This is a genomic window from Streptomyces panaciradicis (assembly GCF_023516615.1).
Lineage (GTDB): Bacteria > Actinomycetota > Actinomycetes > Streptomycetales > Streptomycetaceae > Streptomyces > Streptomyces panaciradicis.
In genome coordinates, this window is the sequence record NZ_JAMGBF010000005.1 from 1 (window position 1) to 20,236 (window position 20,236).

The 20,236-nt window shown below is 73.6% G+C and carries 15 protein-coding genes and 1 pseudogene; 5 read left to right on the top strand and 11 right to left on the bottom strand.

From position 1 onward, the window contains the following. The 3 genes from M8J74_RS44390 to M8J74_RS02340 all read left to right on the top strand — a co-directional run. Positions 1–3,059, top strand: a 3,059-nt coding sequence (locus tag M8J74_RS44390; protein ID WP_283947696.1) for an SAV_2336 N-terminal domain-related protein, incomplete at its 5' end; no start/stop codon positions are given. A gap of 217 nt (positions 3,060–3,276) precedes the next feature. Further along, positions 3,277–4,314 (top strand): rod shape-determining protein, encoded by a 1,038-nt coding sequence (locus M8J74_RS02335; RefSeq protein ID WP_249834790.1) that lies wholly within the window; start codon positions 3,277–3,279, stop codon positions 4,312–4,314. 9 nt (positions 4,315–4,323) lie between these two features. Continuing rightward, the gene (locus tag M8J74_RS02340) at positions 4,324–5,736 is read left to right on the top strand and encodes a GAF domain-containing protein (RefSeq protein ID WP_249834791.1); all 1,413 of its coding nucleotides are present in this window, start codon (positions 4,324–4,326) and stop codon (positions 5,734–5,736) included. Positions 5,737–5,754: 18 nt separating this feature from the next. Here M8J74_RS02340 and M8J74_RS02345 read toward each other — a convergent pair whose 3' ends face one another. Together M8J74_RS02345 and M8J74_RS02350 are read right to left on the bottom strand one after the other, a co-directional pair. Next, positions 5,755–6,696, bottom strand: coding sequence for an anti-sigma factor RsbA family regulatory protein (locus tag M8J74_RS02345; RefSeq protein WP_249834792.1), 942 nt, complete (start codon positions 6,694–6,696; stop codon positions 5,755–5,757). Next, positions 6,693–7,043 carry an STAS domain-containing protein gene (locus M8J74_RS02350; protein WP_249834793.1) on the bottom strand — a complete coding sequence of 117 codons (351 nt, stop codon included), beginning with the start codon at positions 7,041–7,043 and terminating at the stop codon, positions 6,693–6,695. The genes M8J74_RS02345 and M8J74_RS02350 overlap by 4 nt, the downstream gene beginning before the upstream one ends. 229 nt (positions 7,044–7,272) lie before the next feature. Between M8J74_RS02350 and M8J74_RS02355 the strand changes: the two genes are divergently transcribed. After that, positions 7,273–7,959 carry an ANTAR domain-containing protein gene (locus tag M8J74_RS02355; protein WP_249834794.1) on the top strand — a complete coding sequence of 229 codons (687 nt, stop codon included), beginning with the start codon at positions 7,273–7,275 and terminating at the stop codon, positions 7,957–7,959. 347 nt (positions 7,960–8,306) lie between these two features. Here the strand turns inward: M8J74_RS02355 and M8J74_RS02360 are convergent, their stop codons facing one another. The 5 genes from M8J74_RS02360 to M8J74_RS02380 all read right to left on the bottom strand — a co-directional run bounded on the left by M8J74_RS02360 (position 8,307) and on the right by M8J74_RS02380 (position 14,659). Then, on the bottom strand, positions 8,307–8,831 hold the full coding sequence (locus M8J74_RS02360; RefSeq protein ID WP_249834795.1) for a hypothetical protein: 525 nt from the start codon (positions 8,829–8,831) through the stop codon (positions 8,307–8,309). Between the two features lie 197 nt (positions 8,832–9,028). Further along, positions 9,029–9,979: an expansin EXLX1 family cellulose-binding protein gene (locus tag M8J74_RS02365; protein ID WP_249834796.1), complete on the bottom strand. Its 951-nt coding sequence runs from the start codon at positions 9,977–9,979 to the stop codon at positions 9,029–9,031. A gap of 212 nt (positions 9,980–10,191) precedes the next feature. Next, positions 10,192–11,283 (bottom strand): L,D-transpeptidase, encoded by a 1,092-nt coding sequence (locus M8J74_RS02370; protein WP_249834797.1) that lies wholly within the window; start codon positions 11,281–11,283, stop codon positions 10,192–10,194. 92 nt (positions 11,284–11,375) lie between these two features. Further along, positions 11,376–12,671 carry an alpha/beta hydrolase gene (locus tag M8J74_RS02375; RefSeq protein ID WP_249834798.1) on the bottom strand — a complete coding sequence of 432 codons (1,296 nt, stop codon included), beginning with the start codon at positions 12,669–12,671 and terminating at the stop codon, positions 11,376–11,378. A 167-nt stretch (positions 12,672–12,838) separates the two neighbouring features. Beyond that, positions 12,839–14,659 carry an AMP-dependent synthetase/ligase gene (locus tag M8J74_RS02380; RefSeq protein ID WP_249834799.1) on the bottom strand — a complete coding sequence of 607 codons (1,821 nt, stop codon included), beginning with the start codon at positions 14,657–14,659 and terminating at the stop codon, positions 12,839–12,841. A gap of 109 nt (positions 14,660–14,768) precedes the next feature. Here M8J74_RS02380 and M8J74_RS44950 point away from each other — a divergent pair. Next, positions 14,769–15,233 (top strand): annotated as a pseudogene (locus tag M8J74_RS44950) (GNAT family N-acetyltransferase); the annotation flags it as partial. Positions 15,234–15,362: 129 nt separating this feature from the next. Here the strand turns inward: M8J74_RS44950 and M8J74_RS02385 are convergent. The 4 genes from M8J74_RS02385 to M8J74_RS02400 form a co-directional block, all read right to left on the bottom strand. Next, a complete protein-coding gene (locus tag M8J74_RS02385) occupies positions 15,363–16,199 on the bottom strand; it encodes a carbohydrate ABC transporter permease (protein ID WP_249834800.1) in 837 nt (278 codons plus the stop codon). Between the two features lie 2 nt (positions 16,200–16,201). After that, a complete protein-coding gene (locus M8J74_RS02390; RefSeq protein WP_249834801.1) occupies positions 16,202–17,182 on the bottom strand; it encodes a carbohydrate ABC transporter permease in 981 nt (326 codons plus the stop codon). Between the two features lie 86 nt (positions 17,183–17,268). Next, positions 17,269–18,612 (bottom strand): ABC transporter substrate-binding protein, encoded by a 1,344-nt coding sequence (locus M8J74_RS02395; RefSeq protein WP_249834802.1) that lies wholly within the window; start codon positions 18,610–18,612, stop codon positions 17,269–17,271. 76 nt (positions 18,613–18,688) lie between these two features. Further along, positions 18,689–20,182, bottom strand: a complete 1,494-nt coding sequence (locus M8J74_RS02400; protein ID WP_249834803.1) for a glycoside hydrolase family 32 protein — start codon at positions 20,180–20,182, stop codon at positions 18,689–18,691. Between the last annotated feature and the right edge of the window lie 54 nt (positions 20,183–20,236).

The following is a 20,236-nucleotide window of genomic DNA, read 5'->3' on the forward strand; positions in this document are numbered from 1 at the left end:
CGCGGCCCGGCACCCACAGGCCCGCCGGTCCCGTCGCCTCGCCCCGCGCGCCCCTCCACCTGCCGTCCGCCACCGGCCCCGGTGACGGACGCCCGCACACCACGCTGCTCGCGCCCGCGCCCCCGATGCTGCGTCACCCCCTCGGTCTGCAGCGGGCGTTGCGTCCGCTCAAACGCCGTATCGACTCGCCCGTGGGCCACGAACTCGACGAGCACGCCACCGCCGACCGCATCGCCCGGCTCGGCGCGGCCCCCGAGGGGTGGCTGCCGGTCATGCGCCCGGCCCGGGAGCGCTGGCTGCGCCTGAACCTGGTGTACGACACCGGGCCCACGATGCCGGTCTGGCGCCCCCTGGTGCGCGAACTGCACACCACGCTCGCGCAGTCGGGCGTCTTCCGCACGGTCGTGCCCTACCGGGCCGGAGCCGACGGGACGGTGCGCGGCCCGGGCACCCCCACGACCACCGACGGCCGTACCGTCACCCTGCTGGTCAGCGACTGCATGGGCCCCCAGTGGCGCCAGGGGCCGTCGGGCGCCCTGTGGTTCGCCACGCTGCGCCGGTGGGCGTCGCGGATGCCGCTGGCCGTCGTACAGCCCCTGCCGGAGCACCTGTGGCGGGAGACGGCCCTGCCCACCACACCGGGACGGCTGGCGGCGCCGTATCCGGCCGCGCCGGCGTCGGCGCTCGTCTTCACGCCCTACGAGCCGCGGGAACCGAGTGCGGCCGTGCCGTTGCCCGTCATGGAGCCGGAGGCCGGCTGGCTGGCCAACTGGGCGGCGCTGCTCGCGGCCCCGGGCTGCTCCGACGTCCCGGCCGCCGTCGCCCTGCTGGACCGGCCGGCCGCCACGGAGGACCGCGCGGACGCCGCCCTGCTGTCGGCGGAGGAGCTGGTCCTGCGGTTCCGGGCGACCGCGTCACCGGAGGCGTTCCGGCTGGCCGGGCATCTCGCGGTCGGCCGGCCCGACCTGCCGGTGATGCGCCTGGTCCACGCCGCCCTCGAACCGGACCCCCGCCCGCAGCACCTGGCGGAGGTCATCCTCAGCGGCATGCTCGGCACCGTCCCCGGGCCACCGGGCTCCTACGCCTTCCGCCCCGGCGTGCGCGACCTCCTCCTGCGCGGCCTGCCCCGCACGGCGCGCACCAGGACCGCCGAACTCCTCGAACGGGTGGGCGCGTCGATCGACCGGCGGGCCGGCCGCTCGCGGGGCGAGTTCCGTGCCTCCACCCCGTCGGCCCCGGGCACGGGGACCGGGGCGGGCGCGGACGGCGAGGCGTTCGCGACGGTGAGCGCGGACAGCGTGCGGCGGCTGACCGGTTCCCGGCGTCCGGCCGGTCCCGGCGTGCCGGGCGGCTCCCCGTCCCGGCCCGAGCCCCGGCGCCCCGCCGTGCTCTTCGAGGCCGACGACCTCACCGGCCGGCCCGAGGCCCGGATCGCGCTCGAGTACGCGGTGGACCGGATCCTGGAGCGCTCCGGGCTGCCCCGGCGCGAGGTGCGGGTCCGTGCGGACGGCTACCTGGTGCTGGCCCGGCCCGGCGCCTACACGCTCCCGGTGCTGGTGGCGGCCCTGCGCGGACTCGGCGAGGCGGTCGGCGGGCCGGCCGACCCGCAGCGGCTGCGGGTGACGTTCTGGCACACGGACGGCCCCGGCGATCCCGTCGTACCGCCGGAGGTCCGCGCCCTGCAGGGCCGTACGGCCGCCGACGTCCTGCTCGTCGTCTCGCCGTCCTGGTACGAGGAGTTCGCGGCGAGTTCCGCCGCGCTGGAGGAGCCGCGTTTCAAGCCGCTGCACGGCGACGTCCCGGACGAGCCGCCCGTCGCCTGGTACCTCACGCTGTCGACGGCGGGTCCCGGGCCGGAGGAGCGGGACCTGGTGAAGGGCCCGTTCATCACCCACGACCTGCGCCGGCTGGGCATCCCCGCCCCCGGCCGCACGGCGATCGTGCACACGCAGCCGGACGGCCCCCTGACCCTGCTCAACCCAGCCCGTCCGCACGGTCTGCGCCCGCCCCGGCGCACCACCTACTACGAGGTGGACCTCACCAGCCACCAGGCGTTCCACACCGTCTCCCTGCCGAGTTCCGGCAAGGGCGCCTTCGCGGCCGCCGTCGAACTGTCGTGGCACGTCGTCGATCCGGTGGCGTTCGTCCGCGCCGAGATCACACGGGTCGCGCAGCGGCTCCTCGACCATGTGCTGGACGCGGCCCCCCGCATCACCCGCCGGCATCCGCTGCGCCGGGCGGGCGCGGCGCAGCGGGCGCTCGACTCCGGGCTGGGCAGGTGGCCGGTGCCGGGGCTGGCGATCTCCTGCGCGGTGCGGCTCAGCTCCGAGAGCGCCCCGCCGCCCCTGCCGCGGCCGCCCGCGCCGCGGCCGGTGTCCGCTCTGCTCGCCGACGCCGGGACGGTGCTGCTCGGCTTCGACGGTCCCGTCACCCGGCTGTTCTCCGCGCGGACCGCCCGGGAGGCCACGGTGGACCTGCTGTCCGTGGTGGCCGAACAGCGCGACCCCGAGGACGCGCTGGCGGGCCGGCCGCTGCCGCGGGCCGCGGGGCAGGAGGTGTTCGCGCATCCGCTGGACCTGCTGCGCGCCTTCGCCCACGACCGGCTGGGCCCGCCGCTGCGCGACCGCCTCGACCAGCTCGAACTGCGAGCGGTCCCGGACGCCCCGCTGACCCACAACGCGGTCGTCCTCGTGCGCACCCTGCACCACGCCGACCGGCGGGTGGCCGTGGTCTCGGACGTCTGCGAACAGGCGGTACGCCGGTATCTGCGGCCGTTCCGGCTCCCCCTGACCGGCGTGCACGGCCGCGCCGCCGACCTCGCCCTGCTGATGCCCGACCCGGACTGCCTGCGGCGGGCCCTGTCCTCCGCCGCCGCGCCGGCCTCGGCGAGCGTGCTGATCGGCTCCACGGTCGCCGAGCTGACCGCGGCCCAGCAGCTGGGGCTGCGCTTCATCGGCCTGGCCCGCAATCCGACGATCGAGCACGGCCTGCGGGAGGCGGGCTGCGAGGTCACCGTGCCCTCCCTCGCGCCGCTCCTCGAAGCCGCCCAAGCCCTCTGATCCGCCTTTATCTCTTATTTACTTCGGACATAAGCCGCAAAACCGCCCATTCAGCGGCACCCCGCCCGGCCCCCTCCAAGCGGCGCCCCGCTCCCGGCCCCCGCACGATGCGAGGGAGGCCCGCCGCCCGGCGGGCCTTCCGGAACAGGAACAGAGAACGAGGCCCGCCACTCTCCACCGGCGGCCCCCACGGTCTGCGCTCTCGGGAGGACCTGCCATGACCGCCAGTCTGGAGCAGCTGCGCCGCTGCCATTTCGCCGTCGACCTGGGGGCGGCCCGGACCCGCGTCTACGTGAAGGGCGCCGGGCTCGTCGTCGACCAGCCGTCCGTCGCCGCCGTGAACACCAAGACCGGCGCGCTGATCGCGGTCGGCGAGTTCGCCGAGAAGATGACCGGCCGCACCCCGCACTACATCCGCGTCGTGCGGCCCGTCTCCGGCGGCACCGTCGTCGACATCGAGATGGCCCAGCGGATGCTGCGGCACCTGCTCGGCGACAAGATCCGCCGCACCCTGCGCCGCAAGCCCTTCCTGCGCGCGGCGGCCTGCACCCCGCACGACGCCGACCCGCTGGCCCAGCGGGCGGCCATCGAGACGCTCGTGGGACTCGGCGCCCGGCGCGTGGAACTGGTGGACACGCTGATCGCCGCCGCCGTGGGCTGCGGACTGCCCGTCGAACGCCCCGAGGCCACCATGATCATGGTGTGCGGAGCGGCCGCCACCCAGGTCGCCGTGCTGTCGCTGGGGTCGATCGTGACCGCCGAGCGCATCCCGGTCGGCGGGGAGGCCGTCGACCACGCCATCGTCCAGCACCTGCGCCACGAGCACGAGCTGATGCTGCCGAGCCAGTCCGTACGGCCCCTGCAGCTGGCCCTGTCCGGCAACGGACTCACCCTCCAGGGCCCCGCCTCCACCGAGATCCACGGCCGCGACGTCGCCACCGGCCTCGCCCGGTCGGTGCAGGTCGACACCGCCGCCGTCCGGGACGCCATCGAGACGCCGCTGACCGCCGTGCTCGACGGCATCGGACGGGTGCTGCGGGACTGCCCGCCCGACCTGGTGGCCGACCTCGCCGACCGCGGGATCATGATGGTCGGCGGCAGCGCGCTGCTCCCCGGCCTCGACCAGATGCTGCGCGCGGCCACCGGCATGCCGGTGGCCATCGCCGAACGCCCGGACGTGTGCGCCGTCCAGGGCCTGGGCTACATGCTGGAGGGCCGGATCGAGCCGCTCGTGCTCGACCCGCTGGCCACCTGAGCGGCACGGGTGAGCGACCGTCTCCCGCCGCTCCTCGAGGCCGTCCTCTGCGTCGGCACCGACCTCGAACTGCGCGCCACCCTCCAGCACATCGTCGACAGCGCCGCGGAACTGACCGGCGCCCGGTACGCGGCCCTGGGCACCGGGGACCCCGGCCGGGACGGTCTGACGCAGATCCGCACGGCGCCGCCCGCACCCGGCACCGCGGTCGTCCTGAGCGTGCCGATCCGCGTGCGCGAGGAGGAGTTCGGCGACCTGTACCTCGCCGGCAGGCAGGACGGCACGCCCTTCACCGCCGAGGACGAGCGGCTGCTGCGCGTCCTCGCCGTCCAGGCCGGCATCGCGATCGGCAACGCCCGGCTGTACGAGGCGGCCCGGCAGCGCGAGCGGTGGATCGAGGGCGCCGCCGCGGTGACCACCGCGCTGCTGTCCGGCGGGCGGGCCGCCGACGCGCTGACGACGGTCGCCGAACGCGCCCGCGTCCTCGCCGACGCCGGCGCCGGCGTCGTCCTGCAGCCCACCGCGGAGGGCGGCATGGAGATCGTCACGGCGTCGACGTACGACGACCCGGGTGACATCGTCGGCGCCACCATCCGGCCCGGCAGCCCGGTGCTCGTGCAACTCCTGGGCGGGGAACCGGTGTTCATCGACGACTCCGCCACCGACCCGCGCATGACGACCCATGTGCGGCACCGGTTCGGGCCCAGCATGATGCTGCCGCTGCGGGCCGAGGGCCGGCTCATCGGCACCCTCGCGCTGCCCCGCCGGCGCGGGGAGCGGCCGTACACCGACACCGAACGGCTGCTGGCCACCCAGTTCGCCTCCCAGGCCGCCCTCGCCCTGGTCCTCGCCGACGCCCGGCGCCGCCGCGAGCGCCTCGCGGTGTTCGAGGACCGCGACCGCATCGCCCGCGACCTGCACGACCTCGTCGTCCGGCGGCTGTTCGCCACCGGGATGATGCTGGAGTCCACCCAGCGCCGCGGCCCCGAGCCGGACGTCGACGCCACGCTCTCCGAGGCGGTCGACGAACTCCGGTCGACGGTCCAGGAGGTCCGTACGACGATCTTCGCGCTGCAGCAGCCGCCGGCCGACGCCCCGGCGACCTTCCGCGGCAGGGTGCTCCGGGAGACGGCGGGGGCGGCGGCTCTGCTGGGCTTCGCCCCGTCCACGCGGTTCACCGGCGCCGTCGAGGGCCGGATCACGGACCCGGCCGCCGGCCAGCTGCTCACCGCACTGCGCCGTGCTCTCGCCGCCGCCTCCCGGCGCCCGGGCGTCTCCCGGATCGAGGTCGCCGTGGACGTGACGGCGGCCCTCCCGGACGGCCGGGACGCCGTCCGGCTGACGGTCCGCGACGACGCGACGGCGGACGGGGACACGGGCACGGGCACGGGCACCACGGTCACCTGGCAGGCGCCCCTGTGACCGGCGCCCGGGCGGCGGTCAGCGGGCGAACCAGCAGCGCACCGCGGTCCCTTCCGGACCGGTGTGCACCCGCACGAGGTCGGCGACGAGGTTGACCAGGAGCAGGCCGCGGCCGCCGCGCTGCTCGCGCGGTGCGGGCCGGCGCCCGGCCAGCGGGTCGGTGAGATGGCCCTTGTCGCACACCTCGGTCACCACGTGGCCGTCCTCGGCCCACACCCGGACGGTGCCCGTGCCGCCGCCGTGCACCACGCTGTTGGTGGCCAGTTCGGCGATGACCAGGGCGAGGTCCTCGACCCGGGCGGGCGCCAGACCGAGCCGGGCGCCCTCGCCGGTGACGAGGTGCCGGGTCTCGCTGAGCGAGTCGGCGTCGAAGCGCACGACGGGGGCGTCCGGGGCGGGCGGCAGGGGCTCGTTGTAGCGGGCGACGACCGCCTCGGGGGCGTAGGCGCTGCTCCTTACGGCCTCCCGTGATCCGCCGCGCAGGAGCGTGGGGTGGGTGGCGTGCGCGTCGGCGATGACCTCCGGGGGCAGGCGCCGGGTGTCGTAGGGGCAGAGGATGGTCGCCTCCCGGCCCCGGAACGCCGCGTTGATCAGCGCCTCGTGCTGGGCGCAGGCGGGGTACTCGGCGGGGCTGCGGCCGGCCCAGACCGGCTCGCCGACCATGTGGACGCGCGTGCCGGGCGCATGGGCGTCGGCGAAGGACCGCAGCACGCCGGGGATGATCCGGCCGGGATTGCGCCCGGCCTCGCGCATGTCCAGGAACCGCACGGCGTCGCCGTCGGTTCCCAGGGCGTCGCGGATGATCCGGAGGTTCTCCGCGGGCACGGCCACGGCGACGGGTTCGCCGGCCGTGAGCGCGGCGCGCACGAAGGGGACGGTGCCGTCCAGGTACTCCCGCTCGTCGCCGTAGAGCAGCGCGGGGTGGACGAAGGGGTCCTGCCCGGTGGTCGCGGTGCTCATGACGACGGCACCTCGATCGTGGGGATGCCGGGCCAGAACAGGTCCAGCAGACGGCGCAGACTGACGGGAGGTTGCTGCAGCACGATCCTCCTGCCCTCCTCCAGTGACTGCGCCGCGGCGGCGAGCGCGTCCGTGCCCGCGACGTCGACGAAGGTGAGCGCGGACAGCTCCAGCCGGTACACGGGCCGCGCCTCGTGCGCGGCACGGCTCAGCGCCCCTTCCCACTGCGCCAGGGTAGCGAGTCCGACCTCGCCGCCGACCCGCAGGCCCGCCCCGTCCGGCAGCGGGAACACCGTCAGCCACGGTGCGGGGGCGGGTCCGGACGGCGTCCGGCAGGGGACTTCCACGCCCTTCTCCCCTCTTCTCGCGGCCGCTCGGTCGACCCCGGTGGTCGTGGATCGCGTACCCGGCCGCGGCACGGCCATTCCCGGCGACGGTCGGTGTGTACTCCGTCGCCCTACGGGCAGGCGCAGGGTCAGCACCGCCGGGTCCCCGCGGGGCTGGTACGGGAGGCCCGCGCCCGGCGGCGGCCGGTGACTCAACGTCATGACGACTGTCGGGAGCAGCGAGGCGGACATGACCTCAGTGGTACACACACCTCTCGGGGGGAAGCCGAACACCCTGGTCATCGACGGGAGGGTGGAGGAGGACCGGGCCGTGCTCACCGCACGCGGCGAACTCGTCCACGGCTGTACGGACGTGCTGTCGACGGCCCTGGAGGGGCTGCCGGCGCACGTGCGCCGAGTGGATCTGGACATGACCGGCGTGGTCTTCATGGACACGGCGGGGCTGCAGTTCCTGGAGCGGCTCGGCGCCTTCGGCCGCCGGCGGGAGGTCCCGGTGCGCTCCCGGCACTGGAACGGCCAGCCGCGCCGGATCCTGGAACTGGCCGGCCTGAACCCCGACGCCCCCTTGCGGGACGCGCCCCACCCGGTGGACGGGGAGGCCGAGTCGCCGGGCGCCTCCGCGGTGGCCCGGGAGCGCGCGGAACAGCTGCGGGAGCTGCGCACGGAGGTCGAGCAGCTGAAGCAGGCGATGGCCTCCCGCCCGGTCATCGACCAGGCCCGGGGTGTGCTGATGGCCGTGCACGCCTGCACCTCCGAACAGGCGTGGGAGATCCTGCGCGAGGCCTCGCAGCGCTCCAACATCAAGCTGCGCGCCGTCGCCGCGGCGGTCACGGCCGGCGCGGAGCCCGACGGCCCCGCGCCTTCCGAGGAACTGCGCCGGGCCCTGCGCACGGCGGTCTCGCACCATCTGCGCTGACGCCGGCCGAACCGGTCGGGAACGTCAGTAGGGCAGGATCCGCCCCGACGGCGTCCTGGTGTCGACGGGGGTGTCGCGGGGCTGGCTCGGGCGGCGGCTGACACGGACGCGTATCCGCTGGTTCATGACGACCTCCTCGGGTCTCTCGGTCCCTCTGGCCGACGTGAACCAGCCTGGTCCGCGTACCGCCCCGGCACATCGTGCCGACGAAGGCACCTGCCCTGCCTCTCCAGCGGGACCCGGCCGGGCGCCCGCTACTCCCCGGGAAGGAGGGTGACCCCAAGATCCCCCCGACGTCGCACCCATAAACGATCGTTTTCGGCCACGCCCCGAGTGACCTGGCGGAATCAGCTCAGTCCGAGGGAGGACAGCGCCGTCGTCCAGTCGGACGCGACCGCCTCTCGAGCGTCGTCCAGGCCGACCGTGCCGTTGCACACGGCCTTCTTCAGCTTGTTCTCCACCGTGTCCTTGTTGGCCGCGGTCGTGTCGCCGTAACGCGGCTCGGGCCAGAGGTTCTCCGCGCTCTTGGGCGCTCCGCCGAGTTCGAGCGGGACGAGGTGGTCCTCCTCGTAGTCGGCCGTGCTGGTGTCCTCGTAGCCGTACTCCGCGATCTGCCGGACCTTGAGCGCGTTGGTGTAGGAGGTCGACGGGCGCACGGTGGAGGTCCATCCGGACACGCATATCGTCGAGCCGATGGTGTCCTGCGTGACGTCGGGGTTGTAGGCGCCGGGCTGGCAGACGGGGTCGGGCAGGGGCAGGTAGTCCTGCGAGCAGCCGGACGCGTGGGCGGTGGCGCCCGTACCGAGGATCAGGCCGGCGACGGCGAGACCGAGGGACGTGCTCGTGGCGGTGAGGCGGCGCATGGCGCGCATGGGGGTTCTCCCGCGTTCGGCCCGGGGATTCCGGGCAGTCGTGGGCATGACAGCACCGGCCGGGTCTATGCGGGTAGAAGCATCTGGCGAAGATTCGGTGAACTGGCCGAGTTCTTACCGCCCCATGGCGGCTGGTTTCCCAACCCCTGGCTTGAACTTGGGAGTTGGGAAACCAACCGGATACGAAGAGCGCGCGGTCAGTGCGCGGCGAACTGCACGCGGGTCGGCTGGACGACGTTCGGCTTCACGGCGATCCCGTCCACCGTCAGCCGCTCGCCGTAGATGTCGGTGATCCTCAGCGACCCGCCGCAGCCGCTCCCCTTCTCGGAGAGGAAGTAGTTGTACGAGGTGCGCGGCAGCGCCAGCCATCCGCTCCCGGCGCGCACCTCCAGCCGCGCCACCGGGTTGCGGTGCCCGAGCACCTGGATCCCACACCAGTACCGGCTGGACCCGGTCTTGTACCGCACCGAGAGCGTGCCGGCGCCGGCGGGGCTGACCAGCTCCCAGGACACGGCGATCCGCCCGGCCGACGGCGCGGCGAGCTTGGCGAACGCCTGGACGCTGAGGTCGAGTTGTCCGACGGCGCAGTCCCCCGGGCACTCGTTGACGATCCGCACCGTGACGGAGGCACCGCTCGCGGCGCGGACCCGTACGTACGCCCCGCACGCCTTGGACGTCTCGTAGTCGGCGGTGTTCATCGCCGCGATCATCATGTCCGCGCTCGGACCGAACAAGCAGGCGCCGTCGCCGTCGGCGGCGTCGTAGTGCGTGGCGACGCCCTGGCGGGTGGTGCCGGGGACGATCCGCCCGGCCAGGGAGGCCGCGGCCGGTACCGCGCGCGGCGCCCTGGTCGGCTCGGGCCGCGCCGAGGCACCGGTCGCTCTGGCCGACGGCGTGGCGGAACGGGCCGTGGGCGACGGGGAGGCCGACGCCGGTCTCCGTCCGGACGGCGTCGGCGACGGGCTCGCCTGCTCGACGCCCGCGACGGCCGTGGCCGAGGTGTGCCCGGCGGTGGCGGTCGCGCCCCCGCCGCCGGGCCGGAACGCGACAACCAGGGCCACGACGAGCGCCGCCGCGGCGACGGCGACGACGGACACGAGAGCCGGACGCCGGCCACGGGGCCGGCGGTGCGGAGTTGGGGACGCCACGGGCGAGGTCCTTACCTGGTTCGGTGACGGGATCATCGCCCCTGGGTCGCCGCCGGCGGCGAAAAGGTTGCCGCCGGTTCTCAGGACAGCGCGCTGCCCGCCCGCCAGGTCGCCCAGTCGACGTTCCAGTCCCCGTAGCCGTTGCCCTCGGCGACGGGGTCCTTGGAGTGGACGACGGTGACCGGATCACCGAGGTGGACGTGCCCGAAGAATCACCGCGCGTCGCTCGTGCTCATGCCGATGCAGCCGTGACTGCCGTTGACCCGGCCGAACTTGCCCGCGTTCCACGGCGCCGCGTGCACGAACGTCCCCGAAGGGGTCAGCCGCACTGCCCACTTCACCGAACCGAGGTTGTACGCCTCGGGGCCGAAGATGCCCACGGTCCGCGAGTTCATCCGGATGCTGGGGACCTTCTCCAGGACGACCATGGTGCCGTTCCAGGTCTCGAAACCGGGCTTGCCGCTGGAGACCGGAAGGGTGCGCAGCACCTTCCCGTCCTCCTTGACCGTCATGGTCTTGCGGTGCGTGTCGACGGTGCTGACGACCGCGTGCCCGACGTGGAAGCGGACGACGCGCTGCTGGGTGCCGTACACCCCGCCGCCCGCGTCGACGCCGCTCAGGGCCATCCGCAGGGTGACCTCGGTGCCGGGCGTCCAGTAGCCCCGGGGCCGGTAGTCGACGCGGTCCTTGCCGCTGTGGTCCTTCACCCAGCTCCAGGCGCCGTCGACGTGCGGGCTGGTGGTGACCGAGAGCCTGCGCTCCACGGCCGCCCTGTCCCGGACGGGCTTGTTGAAGGCGACCGACACCGGCATGCCGACGCCGACGGTCGCGCCCTTCTCCGGGCTGTACTCGCCGACGAACGTGCGCGCCCGCGCGGTGGCGAGGGTGGTCCGCCGCGTCACCGTCTTTCCGTCCGCGTCCTCGGCCCGCGCGACGACGGTGTACTTCGTCGCCGGGGCCAGCAGGGCGGACGACGTCCAGGTGTGTCCGTCCGCCGACAGCGATCCGCCGAACTCGTCGGTGTCCGGGGCGCTCACCCGTATGTCCACGAGCCTGCCGCCCGAGGAGTGGACCCGCACCCTGTCCCCCGGCGAGGCGGCCGCGCCGCCGCTTCCCGGCTGCACGGTGATGACCGACGCCGGGCTCTTCGTGGCCTGCTTGCCGTCGCTCTTCGCGCCCCCGCCGCCGTCGCAGGCGGTCAGGAGCAGCGCGGCGAGGCCCACCGCGGCCGTCACTCTCCTCGCCACCCGGCCGCCACCGGGAAGGTCCGCTCCTCGCGGTCGTCGTGCCCGGCGCACCTGCATGAGTCCCTCCTCGTCGAACTCTCCTCCACGCTACGTCGGACGAGTGCCACGCCGGGACCGAGGAATGTGTCGCGCCGCGCGTTTTCAGTGGCTCACCGGCGCGTGGTGGCCGGGGGCCTGCTCGGGGTGCCCTCGGCGCGCAGGGGGCTGTGGCCGGGCCCGGGCCGGCCCGCGGCCTCCGTCGTCCGGCGCGGGTGGTGCCGGGGTACGACGTCCTGCGGGAAGGTCAGCTGGGCGTTCATCCACTTCAGGGCGGCGGGCATCTCCCGTACCCAGGTGGGGAAGTTGTGGCTGCCGTTCTCGGGGAGGATCGAGGCGACCCGCATGGGCGGCTTGACGGCCTTGATGAACGCCTGGGTCTCGGCGTAACCCTTCTCGCCGTGCTTGCTGTTGGCGACCAGCACCGAGACCTGGGGGGCGGGCAGGTGCGCGAGCCGCCACATCAGGTCGTGGCCGTCGACCCGGGCCTGGCGGCCGAGGCCGCTGCCGAAGAGGTTGCCGGTCGTGGGGTCGTCCTTGACCTTGTAGTCGGGCGACAGGGCGGCGGCCGTGGTGTAGACGTGCGGATTGCGCATCGTGAGCTGGAGGGCGCAGCTGGCACCGGACGAGTACCCCATGACGCCCCAGGCGCTGGCGTCGTGGCCGGCCCGGTACACGGACCGCACGGCCTCCGGCAGGTCCTTGGCCAGGAACGTCTCGGTCTGCGGCCCCCCGGGCACGTCCACGCACTCGGTGTCGCGCGGCGGGGCGATCGTCGGCCGGATCATCACCATGATCGTCGGCTGCATCTGGCCCTTGCTCTGCAGATCGCCCGCGGTCTGCGAGACCCGCAGGTGCTGCGCGAGGTTGAAGATGCTGCCCGGGTAGCCGCTCAGCGCGACGATCACCGGGAAGCGCATGCGGTGGTACGCCTTCTGGAAGTACTGCGGCGGCAGATAGACGAAGGCCGGGTCGACGACGCCGGTGCGCTTGCCGATGATCTTGACGGACTCCACCCGGCCGACGGCGGCGGCCGGCCCCTGAGGCAGCCCGCTGACCCGGCTCAGCTGCTCGCTGCCGGCCGGCTGCACGAGTGAGCCGTGCACGCTGCTTATGCCGTTCACCGAGCCGTCGCCGTTCTGGTCGGCCGCCTGCGTCACGCCCACGGGGGCGGTGTCGACGTTGCCGAACAGTTCTCCCCAGGAGCCGAAGAACTGGTACGACGAGTTCACTCCGCAGGCGAAGGCGGCGACGATCGTCACCTGTGTCACACCGATGGCGCACAGCCGTCCCAGCACCTGCCACAGCCCCGGTTTGGCGAGCCGTGGCCACAGCCAGACCAGCAGCGCCACAGACAGGGCTGCCAGCGCCAGCATCGCGTATACGGTCGTTCGACTGGTCAAACCCATGTCACTCAGTCCCTGAGATCCCTGCCCGTGCACTTGTCCTGCACAGGAGGAGGGCTGAAGAGCCTTCCGCGTTCCGTAACGAGAGCTTTGAGCGGAAGACATGGCCTGTTCCGCTATGTCACGCGGCGGGAAGACGGCGGGGCGGTCGAGGTGACCCGGGCGGGTTCTCAGCGCTTCGGGCCGGGCGGGGCGTAGAGCGCCTCGATGTCGGCGGCGAACTTGGCGGCCACGTATCCGCGCCGCACCTTCTGCGAGGGCGTCAGCTCCTCCCCCACGGCGAAGCCCCGGCTCAGGATGCGGAAGCGCCTGATGGACTCGGCCGCGGACACCGTCCGGTTGGCCTCGTCCACCGCGGCCTGGACGGCCGACCTCAACTCCGGATCGTCGCGCAGTTCCGCGACGCCGTGCGTCCGCGGCCGGTCGTGCTCACGCCCCCACCAGACGACGAACTCGGGGTCGAGGGTGATCAGGGCACCGATGTAGGGCCGCCGGTCTCCGACGAGCACGCACTGGTCGATCAGCCAGTGGGCCCGCAGCCGGTCCTCCAGCGGGGCGGGCGCCACGTTCTTGCCGACGGCCGTGACGATGAGGTCCTTCTTGCGGCCGGTGATGGTCAGATAGCCGTCGTCCAGTTGGCCGACGTCACCGGTGCGCAGCCAGCCCTCCTCGTCGAACGCCTCGGCGGTGGCCTCCTCGTCGTGCAGATAGCCGCCGAAGACGTTCGGGCCCTTCACCAGCACCTCGTCCCCCGGACCGATGCGCACCGCACAGCCGGGCAGCGGACGGCCCACGCTGCCGACCCGCTGGGCGCCCGGCAGGTTGAGGGTCACCCCGGAGGCGGTCTCGGTCAGCCCCCAGCCCTCCAGCACGGTGACGCCGGCCCCCCGCATGAAGTGCCCGAGGGCGGCCCCCAGCGGTGCGCCGCCGCTGCACGCGTAGGCGACGTGGCCGCCCAGCGCGGCCCGCAGCTTCGTGAGGACCAGCCGGTCGAACACCCGGTGCCTGGCCCGCAGCCACAGGCCCGGTCCGCCGTGGTCCAGCGCCTCGCTGTAGGCGACGGCCGTGGCCTCGGCGGCCCGGAACATCCGCGCGTGCCCGCCCGCCACCGCCGTGCGCTGGGCGGTGTTGCGCAGTTTCTCGAAGATCCGGGGGACGGCCAGCAGCAGCGTGGGCCGGTAGGTGCGCAGTTCCGTGGTGAGGTTGCCGAGGTCGCTGGTGTGCGCGACCTGCGCGCCGTTGTGCACGGCGGCGAGCGCGACGACCCGTGCCAGGACGTGGGCCGGCGGCAGGAACACCAGGAGCCTGGTGCGGTCGGTCAGGACGTTCTCGGTGATCCCGTCGGCGGCGGCGACGTTGCGCACCTCGGCGACCAGGTTGCCGTGGCTGATCAGACAGCCCCTGGGCCTGCCGGTCGTACCGGAGGTGTAGACGACGGTGGCCAGCGCGTCGGCGCCGACCGCACGCCGCCGCCGCTCGACCAGTTCCGGGGGCACCGTCCGGCCCAGCTCGACGAGGTGCCCGAGCCCGCCGTCCAGGCGCCACACCTGGCGCACCGAGGCCACCTCGGCGGCGGTGACGACGCGGGCGCGCTCCTCGCCCTCGACGAACGCGGCCCTGGCGCCGCTGTCGCGCAGGATCCACTCGACCTGCTCGGCGGACGAGGTCTCGTACACGGGCACGCTGACCGCCCCCGCGGTCCAGATCGCGAAGTCGCACAGCATCCACTCGTAGCGCGAGCCCGACATCAGCGCGATCCGGTCGCCCGGCGCGATCCCGGCCGCCATCAGACCCGCGGCCAGCGCCATGACCTCGTCGGCGAACGCGCGGGACGTGACGGTCCGCCAGCCGCCGTCGGCCTTGCGGGCGAACGCCTCGTGGCCGGGGCGGTGCAGGGCGTTGTCGACGATGTCGTCGGTCGCGTTCGCCCGGGGCGACGTGACGTACTTGGCCGGGGTGTACCACGTCCGCGCGTGCGATGGCTCCTCCATACCACCATGGTCGCGCTCCGCCCGGCCCCGGTAAGGGGACCAACAGCACCGCGTGAGGGCCCACCGGCCCAGGACGGCCCGCGGAAGGGCGCCCGACGATGGGGGCACGATGAGCCTTCAGCCCCGCCCCGACGACGTGCCCGCGGGCTACCCGTTCGCGTACGAGCGCGAACTGCGGCTCCGCGACGGCCGCCGCGTCGTGATCCGGCCGATCGTGCCGTCGGACGCGCCGGACCTGGCGGCGGCGATCCGGTCGGCGGACGCCGACACGCTGCACCGCCGCTTCCTGGGCGGCCCGCCGCGCCTCACACCGGACCTGCTGGACCGGCTGACGCGCCTGGACTACGTCGGCCGGTTCGCCCTCGTCGCCTCGGAAGCCGCCTCCGGACGGGGCGTGGCCATCGCACGGTACGAGCGTCTGGCGGAAGGCGTCGCGGAGGTCAGCGTCGCCGTGGACCCGGCCTGGCGCCGCGTCGGCCTGGCGACCGCGATGGTGGAGTTGCTGGCCCAGGCGGCGCTGGAGCGGCACATCCACAGCTTCAGCGCCTCCTACCTCGCCGAGAACCGCCCGGTGGCGGCGCTGTTGTCCCTCGCCGAACTCACCGGCCCCCAGGAGGTCGACCTCGGACTGGCCGAGTCCGAGGTCGAGCTGGACCGCCGCAGCGTCACCGCGGCCGTGCAGGCGATGGACACGCGGTGGGGGTCAGCCCTTGACCGCGGAGCCGGCGACCCCCTGGACGAACCACCGCTGGAAGAACGCGAAGACGATCAGGACGGGCAGGATCAGCAGGACGCCGAAGGCGAGGACCTGTCCCCAGTCGACCGGCATCTGCCCCTGGAAGACGCTCATCTCCAGCGGCAGGGGCCGCACGGCGGGGTCGGAGACCATCAGCACGGGCCAGAGGAAGGCCCCCCACTGGGTGAGAAAGGTCAGGATCGCGACGGAGGCGAACACCGGCTTCGACATCGGCACGACGATCGCGAAGAAGGTCCGCCAGGGGCCCGCACCGTCGATGCGGGCGGCCTCCTCGATGCTGGGCGGGATCGCGCGGAAGAAGGTCGAGAACTGGTAGAGGGAGAAGGCGTTGGCGATGAACGGGACGGCCTGGATCCAGACGGTGTTGCGCTGGTCGTTGAACAGGTAGAACAGCGGGACGGCGACCGCCTCGAACGGCACGAGCATCAGGAGCAGGACGAGGGCGAAGACGGCGCCCTGGCCGCGCCACCGCAGCCGCGTCAGGCCGTAGGCGGCCATGGAGTTGACGATCAGACCGCCGAGCACCACGACGGTGGCCAGGAGCAGTGAGATGCCCATGAAGCGCCAGAAGTAGCCGGTGGCGTCGGAGTCGAAGCTGCTGAGGACGGCCCGGTAGTTGTCGAAGGACAGATGGGTGGGCAGGAAGCCGGTCAGGCCGTTCAGGACCTGGTCGGAGGGCTTGAAGCTGCCGAGGATCAGGTAGAGGACCGGCAGGACGAAGACGAACGCGAGCACGCCGAGGACGGCGTAGTCGGCGAAGCGGCGCAGGGGTGTGCGGGTCATGATCAGTCCTCGTTGCCGGGGCGGACGACGCGGCGCTGGATGAGGGTCAGGGCGACGACGATCAGGAAGAAGACGACCGTGATCGCGGCGGCCTGGCCGATGTTGTTCTGGTCGAAGGCCGTGGTGACGGCCTGGTACATCACGGTGCGGGTGGCGTCCTCGTCGAGCCCGCCGCCGTGGACGAGGACGTAGACCTGGTCGAAGACGCGGAGGGACAGCACCGAGGTGAGCAGGGCGACGAAGACCAGGGTGCTCCGGATGCCGGGCAGCGTGACGTGCCGGAACTGCTGCCACCGCGTGGCCCGGTCGAGCTCGGCGGCCTCGTAGAGCTCGCCGGGGATCTGCTGGAGGCCGGCGAGCAGGATGACCATCTGGAAGCCGACGCCCTGCCACACGGACAGCACGATCACCGAGGCCATGGCGGTGAGACTGTCCCCGAGCCAGTCGAAGGCGCCCCAGTGGCCGAGGCTGACCGCGTGCAGCGCGGAGTTGAGCAGGCCGTCGCCGCTGCGGGCGAGGATGAGCCGCCAGATGACCGCCACGAGGGCCATGGGGAAGACGACCGGCAGGAAGAACAGCGACCGGAAGACGCCGATGGCCTTGAGCTTGCGGTTGAGCAGGATGGCCAGCGCCAGCGCGAGCCCCGTCTGCAGCGGTACGACGGCCACGGCGAAGGTCAGGTTGTTCAGCAGGGCCCGCAGGAACGGGCCGGACATGTCGGGGTCGGTGAAGATGCGCCGGTACTGCTCGACGCCGAAGAAGCGCGGCGGCAGCGGCGAGCCGAGCCGCACGTTGTAGAAGGACAGGACGACGGCGTAGACGAACGGCACGGCGACGAAGGCGATCAGTCCGCCGAGAGCGGGCGCGGACATCAGCAGGCCGTGCAGCGCGTCGCGGTTCCGGCGCCGCGGGCGTACGGGTTCGGGGCCGGTCGCAGGTGCGCTCGGCTTCCGCCGGTCCGGTGCGGCGGGTGCGGGGTTCACGATGGTCACGGTAGGGGTCCTCTTCCCGGCCGGGAGGGGCGGACGCTGTCAGGGCGCGTACGCCCCTCCCGGCTGCTGGATGCCGGCTACTGCAGCTGGTAGCCGTCGTTGTCCGAGAAGTCCTGGTCGATGGCGCGGGCGGCCTTGGCCAGCGCCGTCTTCGGGTCGGCGCCGCCGTAGACGTCGCTGAGCGCCTGGCTGAACTTGGCGGTCACCGTGGGGTATCCGGCGGTGACCGGGCGGGTCACGGCGACGCAGGTCTTGGTGATGTCGCGGTCGCCGCACGGCTTGGCGAGCTGGTCGGCGAAGAGCTGGAGCGGGCCGCCCTGCTTGTACAGGCTGCTCTTCGTGAGCGCGCTCCTGGTGCCGGGAGGCGCTCCGTTGGCCGTGGTCATCGCGGTGACGTTGGTGTCGTCGAGGAGGGAGTCGAGGAAGGCGCCGGCCGCCTTGCCGTTCTTGGTGTTGGCGCCGATGCCCCATTCCCAGGAGCCCTGGCCGGTCTTGGGGCCGTTGCCGAAGTCGGGCAGCGGCAGCACGACGAGGTCCTTGCCGAGGGCCTTGCCGTAGGCGGGGTACATCCAGTGGCCGACCCAGCTCAGGGCGACGCGGCCCTTGGCGAAGGCGTTGCCGTCGGTGTTGGGGTCGGTGTACTTCTTCCAGGACTGGAAGGTCTTCAGCGCCGAGGCCACCGCCGGGGTGTCCAGGGCGCCTTGCGCCTTGCCGTTCTTCAGCAGCGAGCCGCCGGCCGACCAGACGACGGGGGCGAAGCCGTAGGTGCCCCACTCGTTGGCGAACCCGTTGCTCTCCTGCAGGTCCAGGCTCTTGCCGTCGGGGTCCTTGGCGGCCAGCTTCTTGACGGCGTCGGTGAACTCGGCCGCCGTCCAGGCGTCGGACAGGCCCTTGGGGTAGGTGATGCCGGCGGCGTCCAGCAGCTTCTTGTTGCCGTAGACGCCGAGCCCGGAGTCGTACATGCCCAGCCCGTACTGCCTGCCGTCGACGCTGCCCTCGGCCTTGATGGCGGGCGTGGCGTTGGCCAGGGTCTTCGCGGAGACGTAGGAGCCGATCGCGGCGAGCTTCTTGTTGTAGACGAAGTTGGCCATGGTCGGGCCGTCGAACTCCATCACGTCCGGCAGCCTGGCGGCGTCGGTGGCGGTGATGGTCTTGGTGTAGTCGGTGTCGGGGATCAGCGTCAGCTTGACCTTGACCTTCTTCTGCGAGGAGTTGAAGGTCTTCACCGCGTTCTGCAGTGCGGCGGCCTCGCTCGCCTGCCCCTGGTGGGCCCAGACGGTGATGGTGCCGGTGCCGCTGCCCTGTTCGGCGGAGGTGCCGCTGCCGCTGCCGCCTCCGCAGGCGGCCAGCGCGGCCAGGGGCAGGGCGAGGGCGGCGGCCGTGGCGGCCGTACGGCGGGATCTCGGGGTGCCGGGATTCATGCGGGGTGCCTTCCGGTGTGTGGCGCGGGTGAGAGTGGGTGGTGCGCGACTGTGGGGGTTCGGGACCGGCCTCGGCTCACGGCGACGAGGGCGAGGGCTCCGTGCGGGGGGCCTGGCCGGGGGCCGGGCCGGTGTCGGCGCTGGGCTCCTTGACCGTGAGCGGCAGCAGGTGCCAGGCGTCGACGGTGTAACTCAGGCTCGTGTGGGGCGCGGTGCGGGCCTGAAGGCGCCAGGGGCCGTCGCCCGTGGGGTAGAAGCGGAGGGTGAGCACCTGGCCGGTGGCGGTCAGGAAGACCTCGGCGACGGAGTGGTCGACGACCAGGCGCAGGTCGACGGGGCCCGCGGTGGGGCAGGGCATCCGGTAGGCCCCGCGGTGGGCCCGGTCGTCGGACGAGGCGTGGTCGCGGTCGACGACCAGTTCGCCCGCGGCGGCGTCGAGGCGGAGGTCGAGGTACTCGTCCGGACCGGTGAGCAGCCGCAGGGTCACCGCCCCGGTCGTCTCCAGACGGGCCGTCAGGTCGAAGGCGCGGCCCACGCCGCCCAGTTCGACGGATTCCCGGTGGGCCGAGCCTTCCGCGTGCAGCGTGTGCTCGCCGCGCAGGGCGAGGAGCTCGGCGGCGGGCCGCTGGTGCAGCGTGCCGTCGGCGGCGACGTGGATCTCGCGGGGCAGGGTCAGTACGCCGGCCCATCCGTCCGCGGCCGCCCAGTCCTCCTCGCGGGCCTCCGGGGACCAGCCCCACAGCAGCCAGCGGTCGCCGGGCGCGCGCAGCAGGGCGGGGGCGTAGCAGTCCGGGCCGTGGTCGACGAGGGCGGGCGGGCCGGCCTCGAAGACGCCGTCGTGCTCCTCGCCGATCAGGGCCGTGACGCAGCGGTCGCCGTCATGGTCGTTCCAGGCGCTGAAGACGAGCGCCCCGGGGCGGCCGGATCGCGGCGGCAGGTACTGGGGGCACTCCCAGCCCTCGCCGGTGTGCAGGCCGGTGCCGCCGACCGGCTCCTGCCGGCGCGCGTCGAAGGGACCCCGCGGGGTCCATGTCTCCAGGTCCGCCGACTCGTACAGCAGGGCCGCGCCCCGGCCGTCCGCGAGGGCGGCGCCGACCAGCATCCGCCACCGGCCGCCGTCCCGCCAGACGTAGGGGTCGCGGTACATGGTGCAGTCCTCGGGCCAGGCGGGGATCAGCAGGCCGCCGCGCGGGGCGAAGGTCAGGCCGCCGTCGAGGGAGGTGGCGGTGGTAACCGGCTGGTGCTGGGGCGAACGGTCCCGGCGGTGGGCGGAGTAGAAGACGACGAGGCGGTCGCCGTCGGAGACGGCGTTGCCGGAGAAGCAGCCGTCGGCGTCCACGCCGCCGGGGTCCGGGGAGAGGGCGATGGGCAGCCGTTCCCAGCTCAGCAGGTCGGGGCTGCGGAAGTGGCCCCAGTGCATGTCGGCGTGTGTCGCGCCGTACGGGTTGTACTGGTGGAAGACGTGGTAGTGGCCGTCATGGAAGACCAGCCCGTTGGGGTCGTTGATCCAGTTCCGGGGCGGCCGCAGATGGGCGACGGGCCGGTACGGATCGCAGGGCGCGGTGGACACACGCGTGCCTTTCGATATGTGCGGCGGAGCGGGCGAGGACGGGCGGCCGCCGGG

Coding starts and splice junctions, on each gene's coding strand:
- M8J74_RS02335 (WP_249834790.1), top strand. CDS start 3,277: ATGACCGCCAGTCTGGAGCAGCTGCGCCGCTGCCATTTCGCCGTCGAC.
- M8J74_RS02345 (WP_249834792.1), bottom strand. CDS start 6,696: ATGAGCACCGCGACCACCGGGCAGGACCCCTTCGTCCACCCCGCGCTG.
- M8J74_RS02355 (WP_249834794.1), top strand. CDS start 7,273: ATGACCTCAGTGGTACACACACCTCTCGGGGGGAAGCCGAACACCCTG.
- M8J74_RS02360 (WP_249834795.1), bottom strand. CDS start 8,831: ATGCGCGCCATGCGCCGCCTCACCGCCACGAGCACGTCCCTCGGTCTC.
- M8J74_RS02370 (WP_249834797.1), bottom strand. CDS start 11,283: ATGCAGGTGCGCCGGGCACGACGACCGCGAGGAGCGGACCTTCCCGGT.
- M8J74_RS02375 (WP_249834798.1), bottom strand. CDS start 12,671: ATGGGTTTGACCAGTCGAACGACCGTATACGCGATGCTGGCGCTGGCA.
- M8J74_RS02380 (WP_249834799.1), bottom strand. CDS start 14,659: ATGGAGGAGCCATCGCACGCGCGGACGTGGTACACCCCGGCCAAGTAC.
- M8J74_RS02385 (WP_249834800.1), bottom strand. CDS start 16,199: ATGACCCGCACACCCCTGCGCCGCTTCGCCGACTACGCCGTCCTCGGC.
- M8J74_RS02395 (WP_249834802.1), bottom strand. CDS start 18,612: ATGAATCCCGGCACCCCGAGATCCCGCCGTACGGCCGCCACGGCCGCC.